This window comes from Qipengyuania flava (genome assembly GCF_011762005.1).
GTDB lineage: Bacteria > Pseudomonadota > Alphaproteobacteria > Sphingomonadales > Sphingomonadaceae > Qipengyuania > Qipengyuania flava.
The window spans coordinates 54,048-78,313 of the sequence record NZ_JAASQU010000002.1 but is presented as its reverse complement, the minus strand read 5'-3'; the positions used below and the strand labels follow the sequence as shown (position 1 = coordinate 78,313).

19 protein-coding genes are annotated in these 24,266 nt (G+C 64.1%); 5 read left to right on the top strand and 14 right to left on the bottom strand.

All coding sequences use genetic code 11. The annotated features are described in order from the left end of the window. Positions 1-69: 69 nt before the first annotated feature. A complete protein-coding gene (locus tag FHS69_RS07090) occupies positions 70-249 on the top strand; it encodes a hypothetical protein (RefSeq protein WP_067462405.1) in 180 nt (59 codons plus the stop codon). Here the strand turns inward: FHS69_RS07090 and FHS69_RS07085 are convergent. The 4 genes from FHS69_RS07085 to FHS69_RS07070 are packed head-to-tail and all read right to left on the bottom strand — an operon-like array spanning position 246 to position 4,489. Further along, positions 246-1,154, bottom strand: coding sequence for a GNAT family N-acetyltransferase (locus FHS69_RS07085; protein ID WP_166777142.1), 909 nt, complete (start codon positions 1,152-1,154; stop codon positions 246-248). The two genes, FHS69_RS07090 and FHS69_RS07085, sit on opposite strands and share 4 nt — an antisense overlap. An 11-nt stretch (positions 1,155-1,165) precedes the next feature. Further along, complete coding sequence (locus tag FHS69_RS07080; protein ID WP_166777141.1) at positions 1,166-2,134, bottom strand: polysaccharide deacetylase family protein; 969 nt, start codon at positions 2,132-2,134, stop codon at positions 1,166-1,168. A gap of 54 nt (positions 2,135-2,188) precedes the next feature. Beyond that, complete coding sequence (locus FHS69_RS07075) at positions 2,189-2,947, bottom strand: competence/damage-inducible protein A (RefSeq protein WP_166777140.1); 759 nt, start codon at positions 2,945-2,947, stop codon at positions 2,189-2,191. A gap of 33 nt (positions 2,948-2,980) precedes the next feature. Continuing rightward, a complete protein-coding gene (locus tag FHS69_RS07070) occupies positions 2,981-4,489 on the bottom strand; it encodes a flavin-containing monooxygenase (RefSeq protein WP_166777139.1) in 1,509 nt (502 codons plus the stop codon). Between the two features lie 171 nt (positions 4,490-4,660). Here FHS69_RS07070 and FHS69_RS07065 point away from each other — a divergent pair, with 171 nt between their 5' ends. Both FHS69_RS07065 and FHS69_RS07060 read left to right on the top strand, forming a co-directional pair. Then, complete coding sequence (locus FHS69_RS07065) at positions 4,661-5,689, top strand: LacI family DNA-binding transcriptional regulator (RefSeq protein ID WP_166777138.1); 1,029 nt, start codon at positions 4,661-4,663, stop codon at positions 5,687-5,689. A gap of 29 nt (positions 5,690-5,718) precedes the next feature. Beyond that, a complete protein-coding gene (locus FHS69_RS07060) occupies positions 5,719-9,045 on the top strand; it encodes an amidohydrolase family protein (protein WP_166777137.1) in 3,327 nt (1,108 codons plus the stop codon). Positions 9,046-9,105: 60 nt separating this feature from the next. Here the strand turns inward: FHS69_RS07060 and FHS69_RS07055 are convergent, their stop codons facing one another. From FHS69_RS07055 to FHS69_RS07015, 9 genes are all read right to left on the bottom strand, one after another. After that, on the bottom strand, positions 9,106-10,449 hold the full coding sequence (locus FHS69_RS07055) for a methyl-accepting chemotaxis protein (protein ID WP_166777136.1): 1,344 nt from the start codon (positions 10,447-10,449) through the stop codon (positions 9,106-9,108). Between the two features lie 57 nt (positions 10,450-10,506). After that, positions 10,507-12,297 (bottom strand): methyl-accepting chemotaxis protein, encoded by a 1,791-nt coding sequence (locus tag FHS69_RS07050; RefSeq protein WP_166777135.1) that lies wholly within the window; start codon positions 12,295-12,297, stop codon positions 10,507-10,509. Beyond that, positions 12,294-13,832 carry a putative bifunctional diguanylate cyclase/phosphodiesterase gene (locus tag FHS69_RS07045; RefSeq protein ID WP_233457114.1) on the bottom strand — a complete coding sequence of 513 codons (1,539 nt, stop codon included), beginning with the start codon at positions 13,830-13,832 and terminating at the stop codon, positions 12,294-12,296. The genes FHS69_RS07050 and FHS69_RS07045 overlap by 4 nt, the downstream gene beginning before the upstream one ends. A gap of 108 nt (positions 13,833-13,940) precedes the next feature. Beyond that, a complete protein-coding gene (locus FHS69_RS07040; protein ID WP_067462438.1) occupies positions 13,941-14,807 on the bottom strand; it encodes a CheR family methyltransferase in 867 nt (288 codons plus the stop codon). Continuing rightward, positions 14,798-15,820 carry a chemotaxis-specific protein-glutamate methyltransferase CheB gene (gene cheB, locus FHS69_RS07035; protein ID WP_166777134.1) on the bottom strand — a complete coding sequence of 341 codons (1,023 nt, stop codon included), beginning with the start codon at positions 15,818-15,820 and terminating at the stop codon, positions 14,798-14,800. The genes FHS69_RS07040 and cheB overlap by 10 nt, the downstream gene beginning before the upstream one ends. Positions 15,821-15,903: 83 nt before the next feature. Continuing rightward, positions 15,904-16,269 (bottom strand): response regulator, encoded by a 366-nt coding sequence (locus tag FHS69_RS07030; RefSeq protein ID WP_067674268.1) that lies wholly within the window; start codon positions 16,267-16,269, stop codon positions 15,904-15,906. A 54-nt stretch (positions 16,270-16,323) separates the two neighbouring features. Further along, the gene (locus FHS69_RS07025) at positions 16,324-16,761 is read right to left on the bottom strand and encodes a chemotaxis protein CheW (protein WP_166777133.1); all 438 of its coding nucleotides are present in this window, start codon (positions 16,759-16,761) and stop codon (positions 16,324-16,326) included. Then, a complete protein-coding gene (locus FHS69_RS07020; RefSeq protein ID WP_166777132.1) occupies positions 16,758-19,145 on the bottom strand; it encodes a chemotaxis protein CheA in 2,388 nt (795 codons plus the stop codon). Before FHS69_RS07020 ends, FHS69_RS07025 begins: the two co-directional genes overlap by 4 nt. Positions 19,146-19,191: 46 nt before the next feature. Then, positions 19,192-20,559: an MATE family efflux transporter gene (locus tag FHS69_RS07015; RefSeq protein WP_166777131.1), complete on the bottom strand. Its 1,368-nt coding sequence runs from the start codon at positions 20,557-20,559 to the stop codon at positions 19,192-19,194. A gap of 120 nt (positions 20,560-20,679) precedes the next feature. On the opposite strand from FHS69_RS07015, the gene FHS69_RS07010 reads away from it, so the two are divergent. Together FHS69_RS07010 and FHS69_RS07005 are read left to right on the top strand one after the other, a co-directional pair. Next, positions 20,680-21,447: a class II aldolase/adducin family protein gene (locus FHS69_RS07010; protein ID WP_166777130.1), complete on the top strand. Its 768-nt coding sequence runs from the start codon at positions 20,680-20,682 to the stop codon at positions 21,445-21,447. A 24-nt stretch (positions 21,448-21,471) separates the two neighbouring features. Further along, positions 21,472-22,020 carry a (2Fe-2S)-binding protein gene (locus FHS69_RS07005; protein WP_166777129.1) on the top strand — a complete coding sequence of 183 codons (549 nt, stop codon included), beginning with the start codon at positions 21,472-21,474 and terminating at the stop codon, positions 22,018-22,020. On the opposite strand, the gene FHS69_RS07000 is transcribed toward FHS69_RS07005, so the two are convergent. Continuing rightward, a complete protein-coding gene (locus FHS69_RS07000; protein WP_166777128.1) occupies positions 22,017-24,131 on the bottom strand; it encodes a TonB-dependent receptor in 2,115 nt (704 codons plus the stop codon). The genes FHS69_RS07005 and FHS69_RS07000 overlap by 4 nt on opposite strands. Positions 24,132-24,266: the final 135 nt, after the last annotated feature.

Sequence of the window (24,266 nt, the reverse complement as noted above, 5' to 3'; positions counted from 1 at the left end):
CTTTGCTTTGTCCGCCGGAAAGATCGGCGCTGCCGACCGTTGAAAGCGAAAGACCACAGGAGAATTTCGATGGAAGCGATCCTTCCTTTCGCCACGGTACTCGGCCCGATCGTCCTGCTCGCAGTGATCGTCTACGCCTGGGCGCGCAATCGCAAGACGCGCAATTCGGTCGACCGCAAGGCCGAACGCGGCGCGCGTGAATTGCGTGAAGAACTGTCCGAACGTCCGCAGAAGGACGTCGACCTCTAGCGCAGTCGGCGTCTGATCGCAGCATCGAGCCCGAAGCGCGATGTCAGGTCCCGCGTCGCTGCGACACCGCGGTCGAACATCTCAAGCGACCTCAACAATGCGCGGTTCGATCCGCTCGGGCGCAGCATGATATAGCTTGCGCAAGGAATGCTGCCCGTGCCGAACAGCGCCTTGTGCGCGCCTTCGCCTTCGGTGAAATCGAAAAAGGCGAAGCGCTTCTCGGCAAACAGGTTTTCCAGCGCAGCCATCTGCAACACCGTCCCGGGGGACAAGTGCGCATGCTCGGCGTCGTAACCCAGATAGGCGTAGATAAGTGTCCTCCCGGATACGGGCAGATAAAGATAGGCAATCGGTTCGCCCGCCAGAAACAGCAGGAAAGCCCGCATGTCGTCCCTATCCGCAAGCTCGCGCATGGCGCGCTGCGCCGCCTCCCCTTCGGGTAGACCCGCGTCAAGCAGCCGTGATTGGTAGGTCTTGCGCGACAGGGGCAGGGCGAGGGCCAGGAATTCGTCTAGTTCTACGGGAGTACGATAACATCGCACATCCAGCGCTCCGCCACCGGCATCTTCCAACTTGCGGCGCTTGCGCCGCAGGGTGGAACGGGTCTTGCCCGAAAACTGTGCGAGATAATCCTCGTAGCTTCCCGTCATCGCGATGTAGCTGCGCGCGTAATCCTGCCGTGCCCCCACGACAAAGCCGGGCATGGCCGCATGCAGGCGCTGTTCGGCTGCGGGCGGAGCGGACAGGACGCGAAGCCCGTCGGCGCTGCCGAGCGTCGGGACCGCGGGCGGCCGTTCAAGAAGAATATCCTCGAGCGAAAAAGATACGGTGACCAACTGGCGCTCGATCGCGAACAGGCGTCGCGATCCGATCGTGAACGCGATAGGATGAGCCGCCGATGCCATCGAGCTAGCTTTCACGAAGCTCCGTAAAGACGATTGGCGAGCAATTGTTCGGCCACGCGCGCACCACTGCGCAGGACATTGCAGGGCATGGCCGCGGCGCCGGTCGCATCGCCGATCTGCGGCGCGCGGCTGGCGAAGGTCTCCGATCGTGCGCCGCGGGTTTCGGCCACGGTCCGGCAGAAGGAAACGTAGCGGTCGCGCACGATCCGGTTGGTGCGCCTGCGCTGGCGGCACATCAGTTCGAAACTGTGGCTCACGATATTCAGCATTGCGCGTTCTTCGCGAATGCAGAACTGCAGCGCGGCTGCCATCTCGCCGTGCGACAGGGCGGTTACCTGGGCATGACGCTGGCCCCTGAAGCTGCCGATCGATCCGACCGGCACCTCGATGGTGCCCTCATGCCGCACCACGGTACGGTCCTTGTTCGATAACGAAATGCGACAGTCGGATTGGGCAATGCCCGGCACGTGGCTGCTGTCGTATCGGATGCCGAGGCGGCGAAGCGCGCGCAACGTCGCATCGTCTGCGCCATAATTGCCAGCGCGAAACGCGATCGGGGCGGGGGCGCCCGCATCCATGAGTGTCGCTCGCGCCCAGTCGAGCAGTTCCAACTGCTCGTCTTCCGAAAATTCGTGCAGATTGCGCCCCGTGCGGCGGCCCAGCGGACTGGCGTCTCCAGCCAATTCGAGCCATTCGGGATGCAGGTGCAGTTGCACGTCGTGGCCACGCGCAACGATTGGCTCGACAACATCGGCAATCGCGCCCGTGCCCCAGATCAGCGCGGGCATCGGGTCGACGAAGAACACGCCCTTGATGCCATGATCCGCCATCACGTCCATCTGGAACCCGATCCCGACCGCACCTTCGCGCGTGTGGCCGTCGATCGACCGCGCAAAGACCTCTTCACGCGCGTGCACGCCGAGCCTTGCGGCCAGCCCGGACGAATATTCAGTATCGATGGTAAGATAGACTGCAGTCATCGCTCCGCCCCCTATCACGTAGAGGTTAATAGTGCGACTACACTTGCAGACTATTCAGATGCCGCCCGGGGTGAAATCGAAGCCAGCGGTTGCCAGCCCGTCGCATAGACTGTCGACACAGCTGCGCAGTTCATCCCGGCTGGTCGAACGCACCACGAAATTGGCGCCGACACGTCCTTCGCGGAAAAAGGGATAGCTGCCGATCTGGCAATTCTCGTGCGCGGTTTCGACCTGCCGCAATATGTCCGCCACTTCGCTTTCCGGGGTCCAGCAGCCGATGGTTTCCGCCAACAGAGGGAGCCCGCCCTCGAGCGTTCCGGTCAACGCGTCGAGCATGCCTGCAGTGATGTGCGGGACACCCGCCATCAGATGGATGTTGCCCAGCTTGATCCCGGGGGCACCCGACATGCGGTTGGGGATCAGTTCCGCGCCTTCCGGCACGCGCGCCATCCGCAACCGCGCTTCGTTGAGCCCGCCCGGCTTGTCGGCGTAGTATTTTTCCAGGATCGCGCGCGCGTCGGGGTGGATGACCACCTCCACACCCAGTGCCGTGGCAACCGCATCGACGGTGATGTCGTCATGCGTCGGTCCGATACCGCCGGTGGTGAAGAGATAGTCGTATCCCTCGCGCAGCGCATTCACCGCCTCGACGATCCGTTCGATGACATCCGGCACGACGCGCACTTCGGACAGGCGGATACCCTGAACCTGCAGCCAGCTGGCGATCTGCGCGATGTTCTTGTCATGCGTGCGGCCCGACAGGATCTCGTCGCCGATCACGACGAGTCCCGCGGTGTAGATGCGTTCGGTCATGGTGTCTGGCCTAACGCGGTCGCGCGGCGAATGCTACTCCGCAGCTTCGAGCTGCTCGTCCGCAGAGCGCGCGTTCGCCCCGTGCTGCCGGAAGGCGAGCAGGCCGTCGTCGATCGGATCGTCCTGCATGCGCTTGCGATCGGCGACATATTCCTGGTTGAGCCTCCACGGATAGGCGACTGCATTCTTGGGCATGATCGATTTGCTGCGCTGGATGTAGCCCGACGAGAAATCGAAAATGTCGTCTTCCTCGATCGCGGCTTCCGCCTGCGGTGTCAGCACCGGTTCCACCACGTCGACGCCGCGGCGCCTGCATTCTGTCAATACGCGGCAGATATAGTCCGAATTGATGTCCGCGCGCAGCGTCCAGCTGGCGTTGAGATAGCCGAACACCACCGCGAGGTTGGGCACGTTGGAGAACATGCAGCCCTTGTAATAATAATGCTGCGCCAGATCGATCGGCACGCCGTCGCGCGACAGGGCGATCTTGCCCGCGACCGCCAGCTTGAGCCCGGTTGCGGTGACCACGATATCGGCGGGCAGTAAGCTGTCGTCGGTCAGGCGCACGCCGCCCTTCTCGAAGGCCTTGATATGGCCAGTGACGATTTCCGCCTTGCCCGATTTCATCGCTTCGAACAGATCATCGTCGGGCACCAGGCACAGCCGCTGATCCCACGGATTGTACGGCGGGGTGAAAGCGGTCATGTCCCAATCTTCACCCAGCGATTTGCGAATCCGCTTGTGCAGCGCTTCGGCCATTTTCTTGGGCTTGTTGCGCGCGCGCTTGAAGCCGAAATCCTGCAGCGTGATGTTCTTCCAGCGGGTGATCTTGTAGGCCGTTTTTTCGGGCAGGATCTTGCGCAGGAAATTGGCCAGCGCATCCTTGGCGGGGCGACTGAACATCCAGGTCGGCGTGCGCTGCAGCATGGTGACTTTGGCAGCCTTGTCGCTCATCGAGGGGACGATCGTGACGGCAGTGGCACCCGAGCCGATCACCACCACGTTCTTCCCGCTGTAATCGAGGTCCTGCGGCCAGAATTGCGGATGGACGACCTGCCCGGCGAACTCACCGAAATCGAAGCCGGGATCATAGGGCTCGTCATAGTCGTAATAGCCCGAACCGAGGTACAGCCAGTTGGCGGTCAGGTGCTTGCGTTCGCCTTCGCCGGTTTCGAGCGTGACATGCCAGCGCGCATCGCTCTCGCGCCAGTCCGCCGAAATGACCTTGTGACCGAAGCGGATGTGCCGACGAATGTCCCGGTCATCGACGATCCGGTCGAGATATTCGAGAATCGACGGTCCGTCGGCTATCGATTTCTCGTGCTTCCATGGCTCGAAATCGAAGCCCAACGTATGCATGTCACTGTCGGAGCGGATGCCGGGATAGCGGAACAGATCCCAGGTGCCGCCCAGATTGTCGCGCCGCTCGACGATCGCAAAACTGTGGCCTGGCGCCTTCTCTTTCATGTGCGCCGCCATGCCGATGCCGGAAATCCCCGCACCCACGATCATGACGTCGAAATCGGTGGCCGTATCTGTCATTTCACTCTCCCAAGTCCGCAGAACCTAACGCAGAGTGGCGTCCGACGCCAGTCTCGGTTGCAGGGCGAAACCTAAATCAAGGGCGCGGCTGTTGTTGGCAGCGCTGGCTTGGCTCTCGCTTTCGCCACGGCGCTGCGTTAGGGCAGCAACAAAGGGGAGAGCCTTTCGCGCATGTCCAGCAGTGACAAGACCAGGCCGCGGGCAGTGACATCGATCGATGTCGCCGAGCGGGCGGGGGTCAGCCAATCGACTGTCAGCCGGGCCCTGTCGGGATCCGAAACCATCACCGAAGCGACCCGCCGCCGGGTCGAGCGCGCGGCCGAGGAACTCGGCTATCAGGTCAATGCGCGCGCGGCCGGCCTGCGTCGCGGCGAAACGGGGACCATTGCCATCGTGGTGATCGGTCGCGAGGGAGAAGGCCCGGCAGCGGTCAATCCATTCTACTACAGCCTGTTGGGCAGCACCTGCGCCGCCGCGGCCGAGCGAGGCTATGAAGCGCTGGTGTCCTTTCAGGCAAAGCCCGACGAATTCTTCGGCCATTATGTCGCGCGGCGTCAAGCCGACGGAGTGGTGGTGATCGGGACAGCGACCAATCGCGCCGCATGGGATTATTTCACCGCCTGCGCCAAGACCACGGGCGGGATGGCCTTCTGGGGTTCGCCCTTCGACGACAGCGTCTGGGTGCGATCGGACAATCGCGCAGGTGGCCGGCTGGCGGTCGATCGGCTTGTCCGGGGCGGAGCGAAGGAGATCGTCTTCGTCGGCGACCCGGCATCTTCGCAGCGCCAGTTCCGCGAACGCTACGAAGGCTATCGCGAAGCGATGGAAGCGGCCGGGCTCATTCCAGGAGAAGCCGTCGTCAGCGGCGGCGCCGATCGCGTATCGCAGGGGCGCAATGCAATCGGCCAGCTGGTCGAATCAGGCGCCCCGTTCGACGGACTTTTCTTCGCCTGCGACGCCATGGCGCTAGGGGCGCTCGAGGAACTCGCCGCACGCGACCTCTCCGTTCCCGGCGACGTCGGCGTCATTGGATTCGACGGACTGGGTTCGGGTGAATTCAGCGCTCCGCCGCTGACCACGGTCGAACCCGATTTCGCCCGCGCCGGTCAATTGCTCGTCGAAACCGCGCTTGCCGCCGGGGACGAGCGACCCGAACGGCGTGTCGCCGTGCATCTTGTCGAGCGTGCCAGCGTGCGCTGACCCAACGATTTTCCGTACCGGAGTACTCCATGAAGACCAGTATCGCTTCCGTTCTCGCGCTTCTTTTCGCCGGCCAGGCGGCGCATGCACAGGACCCGCAGCCCAGCCCCAATGCGGTCGAGGAACAGGAAGTCGATGCATCGGCCGAAGATGGTCCCGCCGAGGGCAGCGGCATGGCGGTGGAGGCTGCGCCGGCAACCGCCAATCCCGCCGCCGCCGAACCGGAAGAGGAAAAGTGGGACGTAAGCGCACCGCGCGGGGCGAATATCCGGCAGGTTCCAATCCGTACCGACGAAGGGACGTGGATGGATGTCGACGTCTCGCCGGACGGGCGCAGCTTGGCTTTCTCTTTGCTGGGCGACATCTACACGATGCCGATCGCGGGCGGTACGCCAACCCGGATCGCCGAGGGGCTGGCCTGGGAAGTGCAGCCGCGCTTCTCGCCCGACGGGACGCGCATCGCGTTCACCAGCGATCGCGGTGGCGGCGACAATATCTGGATCATGAATGCCGACGGGACGGACAAGCGCCAGCTGACCAAGGAAGAGTTCCGCCTGCTCAACCAGGCGAGCTGGTCGCCCGATGGCAATTATATCGTGGCGAAAAAGCATTTCACCACGCAACGCTCGCTCGGCACCGGCGAGATATGGCTCTACCACGTTTCGGGGGGCGGCGGCGTAAAGCTGGTCGCGCGTGCCAGCGAGACACTGCAGAAAGAGCTTGGCGAGCCGGTCTACGCGCCCGATGGCAGCGCGGTCTATTACTCGCGCAACGTCACCCCGGGCCCGATCTTCGAATATGCGCAGGATTCGACGCAGGGCACCTTCGCCATCGAGCGCTACGATCTTGCCACGGGTGAAGTCACCACGGCGGTCAGCGGTTATGGCGGCGCAGTGCGCCCGCAGCCATCGCCCGATGGCAAGCGGCTGGCGTTCATCCGCCGCGACAAGGACCAGACCGAGCTGTGGATCAAGGACCTAGCCACCGGCGAGCAGGAGATGATCTATGGCGATCTCGATATGGACATGCAGGAGACCTGGGCGGTCCATGGCTTCTATCCGCTGATCGACTGGATGCCGGGTGGCGATGCGCTGGTGCTCTGGGCCGGGGGCAAGCTGCGCCGCGTCGCGGCCGACGGCAGCGGGAGCACCGTGATCCCCTTCAGCATCAACGACACGCGCGGCGTGGCGGACGCGCCGCACCCGGTCATCCCGGTTGCACCCGACAGCTTCACTGCGAAGATCCCGCGCTTCGCCAGCGTGTCGCCCGACGGACGCACGGTTGTCTTCGAAAGCCTCGGCAAGCTCTATTCCAAGCCGGTCGCGGGCGGAACGGCCCGGCGGCTGACCTCGGGTAGCGACGGTGCGCTCGAACTGTGGCCGTCCTGGTCGCGCGACGGGCGGCAGATCACTTATGTGCGCTGGACCGACGAAGGGCTGGGGCAGATCATGACTGCCAGTGCCAGCGGGTCGGGCGCGCGTGCGGTGACCCGGATGCCGGGCCATTACGCGCATCCGCGATTCTCGCCCGACGGCCGCACGATCGTGTTCGAGAAACGCGAAGGCGGATATCTCACCTCGCCCGAATATTCGGAGAACGCGGGCATCTATCGCGTGAGCGCTTCGGGCGGCACGGCCGAGCTGGTCGCGCGCGACACGTCCAATCCGCAATTCGGTGCCGACAGCGACCGCGTGTTCATGCTGGGCCGGAACAGCGGCAAGCTGCAACTGCTTTCCGCCGATCTCGATGGCGAGGCGCGGCAGGTGCACGCCGAAGGCGAACTGGCGACCGAATACCACGTCAGCCCGCGCGGGGATTTCGTCGCCTTCCGCGAGAATTACGAGGTCTTCGCTACCCCGCTGATGCCCGGCGGCCAGGCAGTGACGGTCGGCGAGAAGGCCAGTTCCCTGCCCGTGGTCCGCGCGTCGAAGGGCGGGGCCGACTATATCGGCTGGACGCAGGGCGGCGACATGCTGACCTGGTCGATGGGGCCGGTGCTGTACCGCGCGAGCCTCGATGCGATGTTTGCGGATGCGCCCAAGGAAAAGGACGCGCCGGCCTTCGTCCCGCCCACCAGCGGCACTTCGCTCGAGCGGACGATCGCCAAGGCGAAGCCGACGGGCACGGTCGTGCTGACCGGGGCCAAGATCCTCACCATGACGGGCGACGGGGTGGGCGAAATCGCCAATGGCGCGATCGTCATCACGGGCGACCGGATCGCTGCGATCGGCCCGGTCGACAGCGTCGCGGTGCCGCAGGGGGCAACCGTGATCGATGCCAGCGGCAAGACGATCATGCCCGGCCTCGTCGATGCGCATGCGCATGGTCCGCAGGGCGTGGGCGATCTCGTCCCGCAGCAGAACTGGTCGCTGGTGCAGAATCTCGCGATGGGGACCACGACGCTACATGATCCCTCGTCCTCGGCGAGCATGATCTTTTCCGCTTCCGAGCGGCAGCAGGCCGGCTCGTTGCTTGCGCCGCGGATCTTCTCGACTGCGGAAATCGTCTATGGTGCCAAGGCCCCCAGCGTCTACGCGCGGATCGACAGCTATGACGATGCGCTGGCGCATATCCGCCGGATCAAGGCGCAGGGAGGCATCTCGATCAAGAACTATAACCAGCCCCGGCGCGAACAGCGCCAGCAGGTCGTCGCTGCAGCCCGCGCAGAAGACATGCTGGTGGTCGCGGAAGGCGGTTCGCTGTTCGGGATGGACATGAATTTGATCGCGGACGGCAATTCCACGATCGAGCACAATGTTCCCGGCGAGGTGTTCTACGAAGACGTGCTGCAATTCTGGGAAGGATCGCAGTCCAACTACACGCCGACGCTGGTGGTGACCTATGGCGGACTCGCCGCGGATCCCTATTGGCGGCAGGCGACCGACGTGTTCGACAACCCGCTGATGGTCCACACCCCGCCGCGCCAGTTGATCGCGCAGACCGCACGCCGGGTGACCGCGCCCGAATGGGCCTTCGTCGACGACGAAGCGGCGCGCGAGGCGCGCAAGCTGGCGCAACGCGGGGTCAAGGTCAGCATCGGCGCCCATGGCCAACAGGCCGGCGTCGCCGCGCATTGGGAGCTGTGGAGCTTCGCCCGGGGCAGGATGAGCGCGGTCGAGGCGCTGCGTGCAGGAACCATCGAGCCCGCGCGGTCGCTGGGAATGGAGCGTGACATCGGCAGTCTCGAAGTCGGCAAGCTGGCCGACCTGCTGGTGCTGTCTGCCGACCCGAGCGAGAACATCCGCAATTCGGACAAGATCGACCGGGTGATGCTTGGCGGGCGGCTCTACGACGCGCACACGATGAACGAGGTCGAGACGGGCAATGCCCGCCGCCTGCCTTACTGGTGGGAATGAACCACTGCGGCGGCGGGGGATGAAGTCCGCCGCCGCTGCCCGATTCGCGTCAGACGCCGCTCAGGCGGTGCGGATATTGTTGAGAAACTCGTCCACTCTCGTCTTGAGAGCGCCCGCCTGACCTTCGAGCTCCGTGGCCGAATTGAGTACCTGGCTCGCCGCGCTTCCCGTGGCGAGGCTGGTTTCGCGGAACTGCCCCATATGCGCCGAAACCTCGTCGGTCGAGCGTGCGGCGAGATCGATGCTGCGCGCGAGATCGCGGCCCGCCACCGATTGCTGGTCGACCGCGCTCGCGATCGAGGTGGCGGTGCTTTCGAGCTCCTTGATCTGTTCGCCGATGGAACGCAGGGCACCCACGCTGGCGCCGGTCGAATCCTGCATCGTGCGGATTTGCTGCGCGACTTCTTCGGTCGCACGGCTGGTCTGCGCGGCCAGTTCCTTCACTTCGCTCGCGACGACTGCGAAGCCGCGCCCGGCTTCGCCACCGCGTGCCGCTTCGATCGAGGCGTTGAGCGCGAGCAGATTGGTGCGCTGCGCGATCGACTGGATCAGTTCGACGATCTGCCCGACCTGTTCGGCCGACACGGCGAGGGCGGAGATCGTCTCGTCCGCGCCCCCAGCGGCATCGGTCGCCTTGCGTGCGAGCTCGGCCGAATGCGCGGCCTGGCGGCTGATCTCGCCGATCGACATGGCGAATTCGTCCGAGGCCGCGGCAGCAGCGGTTACCCCGCTGCTTGCCTGTTCCATCGATCCCGTCACGAGGTTCGACTGGCTGGCGGCCTGTTCGGCAGTGGCGGCCATGCCCGAGGCAGTCGCGTTGAGCTGGCTCGAGGCCGTCGCAACGCCGCTGACGACATCGCTGATACCGTTCTCGAACTCGCGCGCCATGCGCATCAGCTCTGCCTTGCGTTCCTCGGCGGCCTTCTTGCGTCCGGCGAACAGCTCGTCGAGCTTGTGGCCCGAACGGACGAAGATCGAGAACGCCCGGGCGAGGTCGCCGATTTCATCTTGCCGATGGGTGTTGGCAACGGAGATGTCGCGTTCGCCGTTCGCCAACCGCGCCATATCGTCCTTGAGACGGATATAGGGATCGATGATGTGGCGCAGCACGAAACGCAGGCTGGCGAAACCGCCGAGCAGCGAAACGGCAAGCACCAGCAGCGTCAAGACCTGTGCGGTGCCCGCGAATGATGGAAAAATCAGCCCGGCCTGGGCGATGCCGGTAACCAGCATCAATCCGCCAAGCGAGAAAATCGATGCGATCTTCGCCTTGGAGGCGAGCGAGCGGTGCATGAACCAAGCGCTTATCCCGCTTAGTTCCTGCTGTTCTGCGGTGTCCGCGATCTCTATCGCCGCAATTTCGCGGGCGAGATCGTCGGCAATGATCGAACTGTGTGCGTTCATCCCCAAGCATCCCCCTTAAGGCTACATCAACCCTAAGGCGGAATGCTTGAAATCGGGTTAAGCGGCCCGGATCTGCTGCAGGAACTGGGCCGCCTGCGCCTTCAGCGTGCTTGCCTGGGCTTCGAGTTCCGTCGAGGAATTGAGCATCTGGCTTGCAGCTGCGCCCGTCGCCAGGCTGGTTTCGCGGACCTGCCCGATATTGGCCGACACGTCGTCGCTCGCCCGCGCGGCCAGATCGATGCTGCGGGCCAAATCCTGCCCGGCCACCGATTGCTGGTCGACCGCGCTGGCGATCGAGGTGGCGGTGCTTTCGAGCTCCTTGATCTGTTCGCCGATGGAACGCAGGGCACCCACGCTGGCACCGGTCGAATCCTGCATCGCCCGGATCTGCTGCGCGACTTCTTCGGTCGCACGGCTGGTCTGCGCGGCCAGCTCCTTCACCTCGCTCGCGACGACCGCGAAGCCGCGCCCGGCTTCGCCGCCGCGTGCTGCTTCGATCGAGGCGTTGAGCGCCAGCAGATTGGTGCGCTGCGCGATCGACTGGATGAGTTCGACGATCTGCCCGACCTGTTCGGCCGACACGGCGAGAGCGGAGATCGTCTCGTCTGCGCCGCCCGCGGCATCGGTCGCTTTCCGAGCCAGCGCTGCCGAATGCGCGGCCTGGCGGCTGATCTCGCCGATCGACATGGCGAATTCGTCCGAGGCTGCTGCCGCCGCTGTTACACCGCTGCTTGCCTGTTCCATCGAGGTGCTGACGAGCGAAGTTTGCGTCGTCGCCTGTTCGGCGGCGGCGGCCATCGAACCGGCCGTCAGTTTGAGCTGGGCCGAAGCGGAGGCCACGCCGTTGACCACTTCGCCCACCGTGGTTTCGAAACGTTCGGCGAAGCGGACCATTTCCTGACCGCGTTCGCGGCGCAGCGCTTCGCGTTCCTTCGACATGCGTTCCACTTCCCACGCCGACTGCAGGAAGACTTCCAGCGCCCGCGCCAGATCGCCGATCTCGTCTTGCCGTGAGGTGGCGGGGATATGGATGTCTTTCTCCCCGCGCGCCAGACGGGTGGCGACATGCGTCATGCGGCGCAATGCCGAGGTGACGTCGCGGCCGATGAAACGGGCGCTAAGCCATGCGACGGAGATGCCGACTGCCGCGACGACGAAGAACGCGGCGAAGAGCCAGTAGATCAGCGACTGCGATGCGACGTCCGAATTTTCGCCGATCGTTTCGATCTCCGCGCGGGTCGCTATCGCCTGTTCGACGACTTGCTGGCTGTCGATATAGACGCTGTCCGCAAAGGCCTGCCATTGTGCCTGCGTGCCGCGCGAGGCTTGCGCCGCGACCACGCGCGAGCGCAGTTCGGCGAGCTGCGCATCGAGCTCTTCTATCTGCGGTACGACGGCGGGAGCGACTTCGATCGCCTGCTCCTCGATCCGCGAGAGGTCGCGATCGGTCTGGTCGAAGGCATCCTGCGCGGCGACGAGATCGTTGGGATCGCCCGAAACGGCGAAGCGCTGGACGAACAGGCGGCCTTCGCCGATGTCGGCGACCATCCGTTCGGCCATGATCGAAGCGGAGGATATCGCCATGCGTTCATTGCGGGCCTCGAGCGCGAAATAGCCACCAAGGCAAGTTGCGATGAGACACAGCAGCACGACCGCGATGTTGGAGGACGACACCGCCCACAGCTTCTGTCCGACCGAGCGGTCGGACAGCCAGCGCGACGCGCCCACGTGCGTATCGTCCGCAGGGCCTTCCGCGCGTCGCTCGGTGCCGAGCTCGGGGAAATGGTCCGCGGGTGATGTCTCGTGTTCGGCGACCATGTCGTCGACCATGTCCTGCAACGCACTCATGCTACTTTATCTTTCTGGTTCGAATTCTTCGGTTGCCGGGCGACCGGCTTGCCGAGATGCTGGGCAATCTCCGCGGCCGGCATGGCCTTGAAATACAGCCAGCCCTGGATCTGGTCGCACCCCGCGGCCCGGACCATCGCCGCCTGTTCCTCGGTCTCGACGCCCTCTGCGGTCACGCCCATCTTCATCGCGCGCGCCACGGTAATGCTCGACAGCATCATCGCGCGGCTGCCGTCGTCTTCGCTTGCCTGGACGACCAGACTGCGATCGAGCTTGAGCTTCTCGAAGCGGAACTGTCGCAGGAAACCGATCGAGGCATAGCCGGTGCCGAAATCGTCGAGCGAGACCTTAACGCCGAAGCTGCGCACCACCGACAGGCTGCGTTCGGCGACGACCGGATCGAGCACGAGGCATGTCTCGGTGATCTCGAGTTCGAGCCGTTCGGGATCGAAGCCGGTTTCCTCGAGTATCTGGCCGAGCTGGATCGGGAATTCGGGGTTGCGCAACTGGGCGGCCGATATGTTCACCGACAAGGCGATGCCGTCCCAGTTCAGCGCATCGCGGCAGGCTTCGCGCAGCACCCACATGCCGATCGCATTGATCAGCCCGCTTTCCTCCGCGACGGGGATGAAGACGTTGGGGCCGATGCATTTGCCGTCTGCGCGTTCCCAGCGCAGCAGACACTCGACCGCTACGACTTCGCGCGATGCGCTGTCGACAAGCGGCTGGTAATGGACGCGGAAGTCGCCATTGGCGAGCGCGAGCCGCAATTCGTCGTCCATTTCCTTGAGCTGTTCGCGGTTGCGGTCGAAATTCTTCGAGAACCAGGTGCAACGCATCTTGCCCCCGCGCTTGGAGGCATACATGGCGATATCCGCGCGGCGCAGCAGTTCGGAGGAGGGGATTTCGTCTTGCGGCGTGCTGCGGGCGATCCCGATGCTGGCGCCCAGCGTCAGCCGGCGGTCCTCGACATGGATTGGCTTGGCCAGTCGTTCGATGATGCGTCGGCACAGCCCTTCGAGCAGCGTTCCTGCCACCGGACCGCCAATCATCATTGCGTATTCGTCGCCGCCAAGCCGGTAAACACCGGCTTCGTTTTCCGAGACCTCGGTAAAGATGGCCGCGCATTCGCGGATTGCCGCATCGCCGACGAAGTGGCCGTAATGGTCGTTGATCAGCTTGAACCCGTCGAGATCGATCATCGCCAGCGCGACCTCGTGACCCTGACGGTATTCATGCTGGATATCGAAGTGCAGCGCGCGGCGGTTGGGCAGCATCGTCAGGCTGTCGCTCCGCGCCAGCAATTCCACCCGGCGCAGGTGACGGAAGCCCAGATAGGCGCACAGCATGGTTGCCAGGACGAAGGCGATGGCGCCGAAAGTGAGGATGATCGCGGGGGTGGTGAAGGGGACGATGCGATTGGCAAGTGCGACCGACCAGGTCAGCACGAAAATGCCGCCGAGCACGGCCATGGGGCCGAAGACGACCGTCCACGCGCTTTCGCTTTCGCGAGACCCGTAAGAACTGAGCAACATCCCCTGAACCGCGCCCTTTTTCGAACCTTTGCAACGACCTAGTGTGCATTCGCTAAGGAAGCGTAAATCCCCGGTTTACCTTCTTCCCGCGCCATCCGCGGATAAACGTCACGAAGCGGCGACGCGCAGCGACGACATCGGCGCCCTCGCGGGCAATTCGTGTACGGGTTCGTAGAGCGAAGAGCCGAACTCGGCCGGCTTGAACCGCTCGGTCTGGCCCACCACGGTTTCACCCGCTCCGAGCATCAGCCACCCGTCACGCGCGGTCCCGCCTGCCAGACGGTCGAACGCCGCGGACCGCGTCTGCGGATCGAAATAGAGCAGGACATTGCGGCACAGTACGAGATCGAACCGGCCCGGCGAGGGCGGGTAGTCGAGGATATTGTGCTGCTGGAACCGTGTCATCGCACGGATCCGGTCGACCGCCTGCCAGTGACCGTTGGTTTCGGCGAAGAAGTTGAGCATCTGCGCAACGCTGATCCCGCGCTGGATCTCGAACTGGGTGTAGAGCCCGTTGCGTGCGGTCTCGATTGCCTTGTTCGAAACGTCGGTCCCGAGAATCTCTATCGTCCAGCCGTTCCAGCGTGCGGGCTGCTCGGCAAAGATCATCGCCAGGCTCAGCGCTTCCTGCCCGGTCGAGCATCCGGCCGACCAGATCGACAGCCGCTTGGTGGCAGCGCGCTTGCGCGCCAGATCGGGCAGCACCTGGTTGGCGAGCACCGAAAAATAGGCGTTGTCGCGGAAGAAATAGGTCTCGTTGTTGAGCAAGGCCTCGACCACGCGGGTGGCGAGGCCGTGTTCGCCGGGCCGTTCGAGCAGACAAGCGAGCTGGTCGACATTCTCGATCCCGCACTCGCGGAACAGGCCCGATAGCGCGCTGGAGACACGCCAGCGACGGCCCTCGGTCAGTTGCTGCCCGGTGCGCTGGGCAAGAAGCTCGCTGATGATGTGGTGCGATGCATCGTTTACCGCCATGCGTCGGCTCCGACGCTGTCGAGCAATGCGTCGGCCAGTTCGGCCGGCGGCAGGACAGCGGCGGCAAGTCCCATCTCGCTAATGGCGCGCGGCATGCCCCACACCGCGCAGGTTTCGGCATTCTGGGCGAACATGGTTCCACCCGCCGACAGCAAAGCCTGCGCGCCATCGGTGCCATCGCGGCCCATGCCCGACAGCAAGACGCCCGAAACATGCCCGTCATAAGCTTCGGCCAGCGTCTCGAACATCGGGTCGACCGACGGCATGCAGCCACTCTTGACCGGGTGATAGGCGAGACCGATCACGCGGCGCCCACCGGCCTTGCGGACCACCATATGGCCGTGCCCGGGCGCGATGTAGATCTTGCCACGTTCGATAACCGTACCTTCGTCGGCCAGCACGGCGGGACGGTTGCCCGCCATCTCCATTTGCTGCGCAAAGACCGGGATGAAGCTCGCGGGCAGATGCTGGGTAACCAGGATCGGCAGGTCGAAGTTCTGCGGCACCTGGCGCAGGAACAGGTTGAGCGCGTGGATCCCGCCGGTGGAGGCGCCGATCGCAATCGCCTGGGGCGGCTTGCCGACCTGGGGCACGTTTGCAGACGAGGGCGCCGCCTGTTCGGTTTCTTCGGGCGGGAGCCCCTTGAGCGCGCGGATCTTGCCGAGCAGACCGGCCTTGTAATCGTCGTCGAACCCGCCGGGGCGCGGCTTGAGCATGGTGTCGGCGGCGCCCAGCGAGAGCGCCTTGACCGTCGATTCGGCGCCGTCGGCGGTCAGCGACGAAATGACCAGCACCTTGGTCTTCGGCGCGATCTCCATAATCTTGGGCAGCGCCTCGAGACCGCCCATCCCGGGCATTTCGAGGTCGAGCATCATCACGTCCGGCGCGGCGCCGGGAAGATCCGACAACCCTGCCTCGGCGGTGTTTGCCGTGCCCACGATGACCATGTCGTGTTCCTGCTTGATCATGCGCGAGAACACCGTGCGCACGGTCAGCGAATCGTCGACGATCATGACCCGCACCGGATCCGTGCAGAACCCGCGGGGCTTTCTTGTCAGCGTTTCGGAGCGGAGGGGGGCGCCCATGTCAGCGCTCCTCAGGCCATGCCGACAAGCTGGAGCTTGATCTGCAGCGTTTCGTGATCGAACGGCTTCATGACGTATTCGTCCGCACCGGCGCTGATCGCCTCGCGGATATGCGCCACGTCGTTCTCGGTCGTGCAGAACACCACCTTGGGCTTGTCGCCGCCTTCGCGCTGGCGCAGCTGGGTGATGAATTCGATACCGGTCATGACAGGCATGTTCCAGTCGAGCAGGACCACGTCGGGCATGGTCTCGGCGCATTTGTCGAGGCCTTCCTGGCCGTTCTCGGCCTCCTCGACGGTGAAGCCGAGGGTCTCGAGGATATGTCTCGAGACCTTGCGGATGACGCGTGAATCATCGACGATTAGGCAGGATTTCATTTCGTGACCTCTGGTGTTTCGAGCCATTCGTATCGGCAGAGGGTAACTATTCGCTTAAGCTGCCACCTGCGCGACCGGCGCTGTGACCAGCTTTTCCACTTCGATCAGCAGGGTCGGCCCGCCATCGGTTTCGACCATCCCGCGCGCGGCTGCCTGCCAGCCGGGGCCGAAACCGCCGGGAACCTCGATCGGCTCGCTGCGCGCTTCGCCGACGTCATAGGCGGCATCGACCAGTAAGGCGTAGAGATGGCCTTCGATGTCGACCACCGCGGCGCGTTGTTGTGTCGGCGTTTCCCCCGGCTCAAGCCCCAGCGCCACGGTGCAATCGATCACGGTCAGCGCCTGGCTGCGCAAGGCGGTCAGCCCGCGGATGAAGGATGGGGCACCCGGAATGGGCGTGATCTCGTCGATCTCGATCACAGATTGCACGCGGATCGCGGGGATAGCCGCGCGGCGACCGGCGATCATGCACATAAGCAGGAGTTCGTTCATGCCGTTTTCCCCATGCGGGCCTGTTTGAGGGCCGCGAGCAAGGCGTCGCGGTCGTAGCGGTAGATGCTGTCGGCGGTGCCGGTGACCGCTTCGGGTTCGTGGCGCAGGCGGATGACGTGATGCGCGCTCGCAGGGGTGCTTTCTTCCTGCTCGGCCAGCTCGATCGCGACGTCGGCCTGCTCCTCGTGGTCGCCCGCGACTCGATAACCCGCGGCTTCGATCAGCGGTTCGAGGATCGTGTGTGCCCAGTCGCTACCGGCAGGCAGGCGGCAGGTCATCGGTTGGACCTCCCGTTTCGGCGCGCTGTGCGCCGCGAAGAGCGCGTGTCCGTCGATCACGGGCACAGGGCGTTCGCCGATCAGCGTCACGCCTTCGACCAGCGGATCGGTAGCGGAAGGAATGATGTCGCCATCCATGTCGGCAGCGTCGAGCACTTCGCGAACCACGTACACAAGCTCGCTGTCGCCGTCCGAAAGGCGCAGCAGGCGGCACCTTTCTTCCGGCAGTTCGCCATGTTCGTGGCCCACCAGGGGGAAGATCGTGCCGTCGATGACCGCCTGGACCCGCGCCCCGTCGATGTCGATCGCCTCGCGCGCGATGGTGTCGATCCGGCGGACCAGCTCAAGCCGAACCGCGCGGCGCCGACCGTCGAGGCCGGTAAACAGCATGATCGAATGCGTCTTGCGCGATTCGACCGCTTCTTCCTCGACCACGCGCGTGGCGCTGCGCATCTCGTTCACCAACTGCTGCTTCTGCGCGATGCTGGGCAGGTCGAGCAGCATCATCGGGCGGCCGTCGTCGAGCAGCGTCGTGCCCGCATAGAGGCCGGTTTCCATGATAGCCGGAGCAATCGGTTTCACCACCACATCCTCGTGGTCGTAGACCCGATCGACGGCAAGCGCGAAGATATCGTCGCTCGCCAGTCGGACGAGGACCAGCGTCTTGCTCTCCCATGCGGTGCCCTCGGGCTCCTCGGTGCCGAGAATTTCACCGAGCGAGAGACAGGGCACCCGCTTGCCGCGAAAGGTGACGAGCCGCCGGGCGCCTGCCTGCGCGAACTCGACGTGATCGCTCGAACCGAAGACGATTTCTTCGACGTAACTGCGCGGGATCGCATAGTGCTGCCCACCGCTGCCGACCGTCAGCGCGGCAATGATGCTCAGCGTCAGCGGCAGCTTGAGATAGAAGCTGGTGCCTTCACCCGGCTTGCTGGCGACATCGATCGATCCGCCGACGCGCTCGATATTGGCGCGCACGACATCCATGCCGACGCCGCGCCCGGAAACTGCGCTCACCTCGTCCGCGGTCGACAGGCCGGGTTCGAAGATAAGATAGTGTTTGCGCCGTTCCGACATGCTGTCGATTTCGGCCTGGCTATAGATGCCCGCGGCCACCGCCTTGGCCGCCAGCCGTTCGGTGTTGATGCCGCGCCCGTCATCGGTGATCGTCAGCGTGATCTGGTTGCCAGACTGGCGCGCGGCAAATTTGAGCAACCCGATTTCGCGCTTGTTGCCCTTGATGCGTTCGCCGGGTCCTTCGAGGCCATGATCGATCGCATTGCGGATGATATGGGTGAGCGGGTCGCGCACCATCTCGACCATTTCGCGGTCGAGTTCGACTTCGCCGCCTTCGAAATCGACCATTACCTGCTTGCCGAGTTCGGTAGACAGGTCGCGCACCAGCCGCGGAAGCGAACCGAACAGATGCTCGAGCCGCTGCATCCGCATGCGCGTAATGGCGTTGCGGACATCGGCCAGGATCGTGCTGAGCCGGTCGAAGGGGCCGTCGATGGTGGGTTGTTCGCCCGCTTCGCGCAATCGCCGGGCAAGATCGTTGCGCGCCAGCACCATGTCCGACACGCCCTTCATTACTTCATCGAGCAATTCGGTCGGCAAACGGATGGATCGTTGCACGCCATTGCTGCGCGCAGCCTTCGGGGCCGCATCGTCATTGTCGGCGGCGGGGGCCTCGACCTGTTTCGCTGCGGGTTTGGACGCAATCGCGGCGCCGGGGGTATCGCCGGGTTGCAGCGCAGCGATCAGTTCGTCGTCGCCGCCTTCGGGGAATTCCTCTTCCGCCTCGATCGCATCGGTCATGGCGCTGATGCGGTCGATGATCGCCAGCACGGCGGATACCAGCACGGGGTCGGGCTCGCGACGTCCGCCACGGCATTCCGCAAGCGCGTCTTCCGCCGCGTGGCTGAGCCTTTCCAGCCGCGGGAAATCGAAGAAGCCGCAATTGCCTTTCACCGTGTGTACGAAACGGAAGATCGTATCCAGTCGTGCCTTGTCCGACGGATCGGCTTCCCAGGCGACGATCTCGCCGCCGCTGGCTTCCAGCATTTCGCGGGTTTCGGCGACGAAATCCGCCAGCAGGTCATCCATGTTCCATTGCCCCTCGCATGATGCGGGAGGCTATGGAGGAAGATGGTTAAGTATTGGTTTGAATGCTCGCGCGATCTTGCGGACCGTCGCGCAGCACGCGCCAGACGATGAAAGCTGCCAGAGCGCCCCCCGCCAGATTGGCAACCAGTTCCGCGGCATAGATCGCCGAAGAACCCCATTGCGCGCGCAGGATCCAGCCGAAGGGCAGCATCACCAGGAAGACCCGCGCTGCGCTCTGCGCGAGTGCGAAGCCTGCCTTGTCGACCGCATTGAGTGCGCCATTGGCCACGATCAGCAGTCCGAAACCGGCGTAGCCCCAGACCGAGATTTTCAGATAGCGCGAGAATTCCTCGATGACCGCCGGGTCGTCGGTGAAGATATCGGCGAACCAGTCTCCGGTGAAGTACAGCACCAGCGCGATGGCAAGACCGTAGCCGATGCAGAACAGGCCCGACCACCACATCGCGCGGCGCGAGCGGTCGGCCTGCCGCGCGCCCCAGTTCTGGCCCACGATCGCGCCGATCGATCCCGACAGGGCAAGCAGCGGGACCACCGCGAAACTCTGCAACCGGCCGGCTGCGCCGAACCCGGCCACCGCCGCCTGCCCCTGGCTGGCAAGCAGCGCAGTCAGGACCGAGAGGCCGATCGGATTGATCGCGTTGGAGAACGCCGCCGGCCCGGCCACCGACAGGATCGCTTTGCTCGAGGCGCCAAGATCGCATTCGCGGATCGCGGTCGGGTTGATCTGCAGGCGCGCGCCCTTGATCAGCCACAGCGCCATCAGGATCGCGATGAAAAAGCCCGCGATCGTGGCGTAGGCCGCGCCCGCGACGCCGAACCCGCCGAAACCGAACGCCCCGGTGATCAGGATCGGGTCGAGCGCCCAGTTCGCGACCGAATACGTGATCGAAACAAAGCTGGTCTTGCGTGCCTCGCCCTGTCCGCGGAGCACGCCATTGAGCCCCATCTGGAGCAGCATCACGGGCAGTCCCAGCGCATAGGGGCGCATGTATTCGCCGATCAGCGGCAGCAGTTCCTCCGATGCCTGCATCAGCCGGAACAGCGGGTCGAGCAGCAGGTACAGGACCAGACCCAGCAAGATCCCGGTAGCCAGTGCGAAGACCGCGCCGAAGTTGGCGCGGCGTTCGGCCCGTTTTTCATCACCTTCGCCAAGCGCCCGCGCAATCACCGAATTGATCCCGACCATCACGCCCACGCCGAGACTGGAGAGCGCGATGGTGATCGGGAAGATGAAGCTGACTGCCGCCAGTTCCTGCGCGCCAAGCTGGCCGATGAAATAGGCATCGATCAATCCGACCGACATGATCGCGGCAACGCCGAAGATCATCGGCAGCGTCTGGCTTACGAGATGGCCGCGAATGGTGCCGCGGGTCAGTTTGGCCATCTCGCTCATCGCTGGCGGCGTTAGCGGGCGAACCGGGACTTGCCTAGCATGAAGTCCTGCCCGCTTGCGGAGTAGCGCAAGTGCGTGCGATACAGGTCTCGAAACAAGACCCTACGGAGAGATCGAGCCATGGCCACCCAGATGAAGACCCGCGATTTCGAATGCAGCGACGCCGAATGGCAGGCGCGACAGGACCTGGCGGCCTGCTATCGCATTTTCGATCATCTCGGCTGGGGCGAGAGTATCTACAATCACATTTCGGTTGCCGTTCCGGGGGAGGAAAATGTCTTCCTCATCAATCCTTTCGGGCTGCTCTACGATGAAGTGACCGCGTCGAACCTCGTCAAGATCGACGTCGAGGGCAACAATGTCGGACCGTCGCAATATATGGTCAACAAGGCGGGCTTCACCCAGCACGCCTACTTCCACGAGAAGCTGGGCGAACGCGCGAATGCGATCTGCCACGTGCATACAACCGCCACCATGGCGGTGTGCAGCCACAAGGACGGATTGCTCCCGACCAATTTCTATGCCTGCAATTTCCAGGGGCAGATCGGCTATCACGATTTCGAAGGCGTCACCGTTCGCGCCGAAGAAGGCGAACGGCTGGTCCAGAACCTCGGCAACAATTCGATCCTGATGCTGCGCAATCACGGGCCGGTGGTGATGGATAAGACCATCCAGGGGATGTTCGTGAAGATGTGGGCGCTGCAGCGCGCCTGCGAAATCCAGGTTGCCACGCTGAGCCAGGGTGAAGCCAATGTCATCTCGCAGGAAGTCGTCGATGTGCACCAGCGCGATCTGTCGGTGATGCAATCGCAGGGCGGCGCGGGTGTGTTCGATTTCGAAGCGTGGAAGCGCCGCGTGTCGAAGATCGACGACAGCTGGAAGTACTAAGCCCAGACACAGGCCGCGCCGCGCATGACCAGCATGACCGTGAACGGGAAGCCGATGCGCTTCCTGATGGATCCCGATACCCCCCTGTTGTGGGCCTTGCGCGATGCGGCCAATCTGACCGGCACCAAATATGGCTGCGGCGAGGGGGATTGCGGCGCCTGCATGGTGCATGTCGATGGCGAGGCGCTGCGATCGTGCCTGATCACAATTTCTGAGGCCGAAGGGCGTTTCATCACCACGATCGAGGGGCTCAGCCGTGATCGGTCGCATCCGGTGCAGCAGGCGCTGGTGGCCGAGCAGGCGATCCAGTGCGGCTATTGCACGCCCGGCATCGCGATGGCCGCCAGCGCGCTGCTGGCCAAGACCGCCTCGCCGAGCGAGGCCGAGATCAAGGCCGCCATCCCCAATTTGTGCCGCTGCGGTGTTTACCCGCGGCTGGTCCGCGCGATCGAACGCGCGGGGCGGGTGGCGCGGCGGGCCGAGACCATCAGCGCCGCGCCCGCGCCGGGCATCAATGCCGAGGACGCCGCGCGCGAGGTCCCCGCAATCAGCGCACCGGCGACGCGCGACTAGAGCGCGAAGCGGACCCCGATCCGCGCGCTGAAGGGCTCGGCGGGCTGAATGTTGTTGTTGCCGTGCGCGCTCGGGTAATAGGTCTCGTCGAACAGGTTCTCGATATTGAGCTGCAGGCTCAGGCGATCGCTGACGGTGTAGAATGCCGCCGCATCGACGCGCCAATAGCTGGGCAGTTCAACCGTGTTCGAGAAGCTCGCATACTGATCCGATTGATGAATAATCCCGAAGCCGAAGCCCAGCGCCTGCGTCACGTCGAAGCGGTTCCATGCGGCGATCTGGTGCCGCGGCGTCTGCTGCAGCCGTTGGCCCGCAGGTCCGAAGCTGTTCGCCGAGCGGAGTTCGCCATCCAGATAGGTGTAGCCGATATTGGCTTTCCAGAAGTCGCTGATTTCGCCGACGGCGCCGATCTCGAAACCTTCGACACGGCTTTCGCCGGTTAGCGTGGTGTTGCCCAGGCTATCGGTGAACGGCGTCTTGCTCCGGTCGAGGCGGAAGATCGCCGCGGTCACCAGAACCTTGGCGAGCGGCGCCCACTTCACCCCGAGTTCGTAATTGGTGAACTTCTCGGGTTCGAACTGCGCCGAGGTCGGGCTCAGCACGAGGAACTGGTCGCCCGCCTGCGGCAGGAAGCTTTCGGCATAGGAAGCGTAGATCGACAGGTCGCGATTGGGCTTCACGATTACGCCGAAGCGGGGGCTGACCTTCTCGTCTACCCGATCGCCCGTGACGCCGCCTACGACATCGAGCGTCTCGAGGTCGAAGCGATCCCAGCGCAGCCCTCCGACCAGTTCGATGTGGTCTCCGATCTGCAACTGTTCCTGCAGGTAGAAGCTCAGCGTATCCAGCTCGGAATTGCGCAGCCGCGCGCCCGCATCGAGCGTATAGGGAGGTACGAAGATCGTATCGGCGAGCGGGGTTTCGTTCGGATCGAGACCGCCGGGAACGGCGGCGCGCGTGAAGCTGACCGTGTCGCGCCCGTTGCGCGTGTCCTGCCGGCTCGCTTCGAAGCCCAGCAGCAGGGTCGATTCTATCGTGTCATTGCCCGCCTGCCAGACCAGATTGCCCTGGCCGATCCAGTTCTCGCGATCGGTGTAATCGCGATAGCCGCCAAGGAAGACGGTTTGCGCGGCCGTATCGACACCGCTGGGCAGGATATTGGCGTAGACCTTGTCGTAATCGGCATAGTGGATGGTGCCGTTCGCACTTAGCCCACCGCCGAAATCATGCTCAAGACGGATGCGTCCGATATGGACCTGCGCTTCGGCCTCGTTGAAGGCGGGATCGCCAAAGAAAGTGTCGTCATATCCGCGCAACGGGCCAACGCCGTCGACCGACGGGATGCCGCGATCGGTCACGCGACGGTCGTCGTCATAGGTATAGCTGGCAATCAGGGTCGTCTGCGGGCCGAGCTGCGCGGTCAGTGTCGGTGAGACACCGATGAAACGACCTTCGTAAAAGTCGCGGTGGCTGTCGAATTCTTCGTATGTGCCATTGATGCGCAGTGCGACGCTGTCCGACAGTGGCTGGTTCATGTCAGCCAGCAGTGCGAATGCGCCGAAACTGTCGACGCTCGCTTCGCCAGAGATCGCCTGGCTGCCCAGTTCGGCACGTTTCGCGACGCGGTTGATCGCACCACCGCCGGCGCCGCGACCGAAGATCAGCGCATTGGCGCCCTTGAGCACCTCGACGCGTTCGATGTTGTAGAGCGAGCGGTAATATTGCGCGTCGTCGCGCAGCCCGTCGATATAGAAATCGGCCGTGCTTTCCTGACCGCGGATGAAAACCTCGTCGCGATGGCCCTCGCCGGTTTCCATGCTGATACCCGGGACATAGCGCAGCGCTTCGTTGAGCTGGCGGATCGACTGGTCTTCGAGCTGGTCTTCGGTGATGTAGCTCACGCCCTGCGGCACGTCGATCAGCGGGGTCGGGGTCTTGGTCGCACTCGACCCGTCCTGCGTGTCGTAATCGGATGCACTATCGCCCGTGACGATAATGTCGGTCGGCAGATAGCGACGCTCGGGCTGGGCCTCCTCGCTGGCCTGTGCGGTAGCAGGGACGAGGAGGGCTGCGCCCGCCAGCAGGGCGGCGCGTTGGTGAAGACAGGTCATTGGGATCTCGCAGGCGAAATGGGCTCAATTGCTGCGGCCAGCTATTGAGAAGTATTCGCACATGCAAGCTCTATCAGGGTTATCCCGTAGCCTGCCTCACCCTGACACAGGTGTCATCCGCGCCGCCCGGTGTGG

Coding starts and splice junctions, on each gene's coding strand:
- FHS69_RS07090 (WP_067462405.1), top strand. CDS start 70: ATGGAAGCGATCCTTCCTTTCGCCACGGTACTCGGCCCGATCGTCCTG.
- FHS69_RS07085 (WP_166777142.1), bottom strand. CDS start 1,154: ATGGCATCGGCGGCTCATCCTATCGCGTTCACGATCGGATCGCGACGC.
- FHS69_RS07080 (WP_166777141.1), bottom strand. CDS start 2,134: ATGACTGCAGTCTATCTTACCATCGATACTGAATATTCGTCCGGGCTG.
- FHS69_RS07075 (WP_166777140.1), bottom strand. CDS start 2,947: ATGACCGAACGCATCTACACCGCGGGACTCGTCGTGATCGGCGACGAG.
- FHS69_RS07070 (WP_166777139.1), bottom strand. CDS start 4,489: ATGACAGATACGGCCACCGATTTCGACGTCATGATCGTGGGTGCGGGG.
- FHS69_RS07065 (WP_166777138.1), top strand. CDS start 4,661: ATGTCCAGCAGTGACAAGACCAGGCCGCGGGCAGTGACATCGATCGAT.
- FHS69_RS07060 (WP_166777137.1), top strand. CDS start 5,719: ATGAAGACCAGTATCGCTTCCGTTCTCGCGCTTCTTTTCGCCGGCCAG.
- FHS69_RS07055 (WP_166777136.1), bottom strand. CDS start 10,449: ATGAACGCACACAGTTCGATCATTGCCGACGATCTCGCCCGCGAAATT.
- FHS69_RS07050 (WP_166777135.1), bottom strand. CDS start 12,297: ATGAGTGCGTTGCAGGACATGGTCGACGACATGGTCGCCGAACACGAG.
- FHS69_RS07045 (WP_233457114.1), bottom strand. CDS start 13,832: ATGTTGCTCAGTTCTTACGGGTCTCGCGAAAGCGAAAGCGCGTGGACG.
- FHS69_RS07040 (WP_067462438.1), bottom strand. CDS start 14,807: ATGGCGGTAAACGATGCATCGCACCACATCATCAGCGAGCTTCTTGCC.
- cheB (WP_166777134.1), bottom strand. CDS start 15,820: ATGATCGTCGACGATTCGCTGACCGTGCGCACGGTGTTCTCGCGCATG.
- FHS69_RS07030 (WP_067674268.1), bottom strand. CDS start 16,269: ATGAAATCCTGCCTAATCGTCGATGATTCACGCGTCATCCGCAAGGTC.
- FHS69_RS07025 (WP_166777133.1), bottom strand. CDS start 16,761: ATGAACGAACTCCTGCTTATGTGCATGATCGCCGGTCGCCGCGCGGCT.
- FHS69_RS07020 (WP_166777132.1), bottom strand. CDS start 19,145: ATGGATGACCTGCTGGCGGATTTCGTCGCCGAAACCCGCGAAATGCTG.
- FHS69_RS07015 (WP_166777131.1), bottom strand. CDS start 20,559: ATGAGCGAGATGGCCAAACTGACCCGCGGCACCATTCGCGGCCATCTC.
- FHS69_RS07010 (WP_166777130.1), top strand. CDS start 20,680: ATGGCCACCCAGATGAAGACCCGCGATTTCGAATGCAGCGACGCCGAA.
- FHS69_RS07005 (WP_166777129.1), top strand. CDS start 21,472: ATGACCAGCATGACCGTGAACGGGAAGCCGATGCGCTTCCTGATGGAT.
- FHS69_RS07000 (WP_166777128.1), bottom strand. CDS start 24,131: ATGACCTGTCTTCACCAACGCGCCGCCCTGCTGGCGGGCGCAGCCCTC.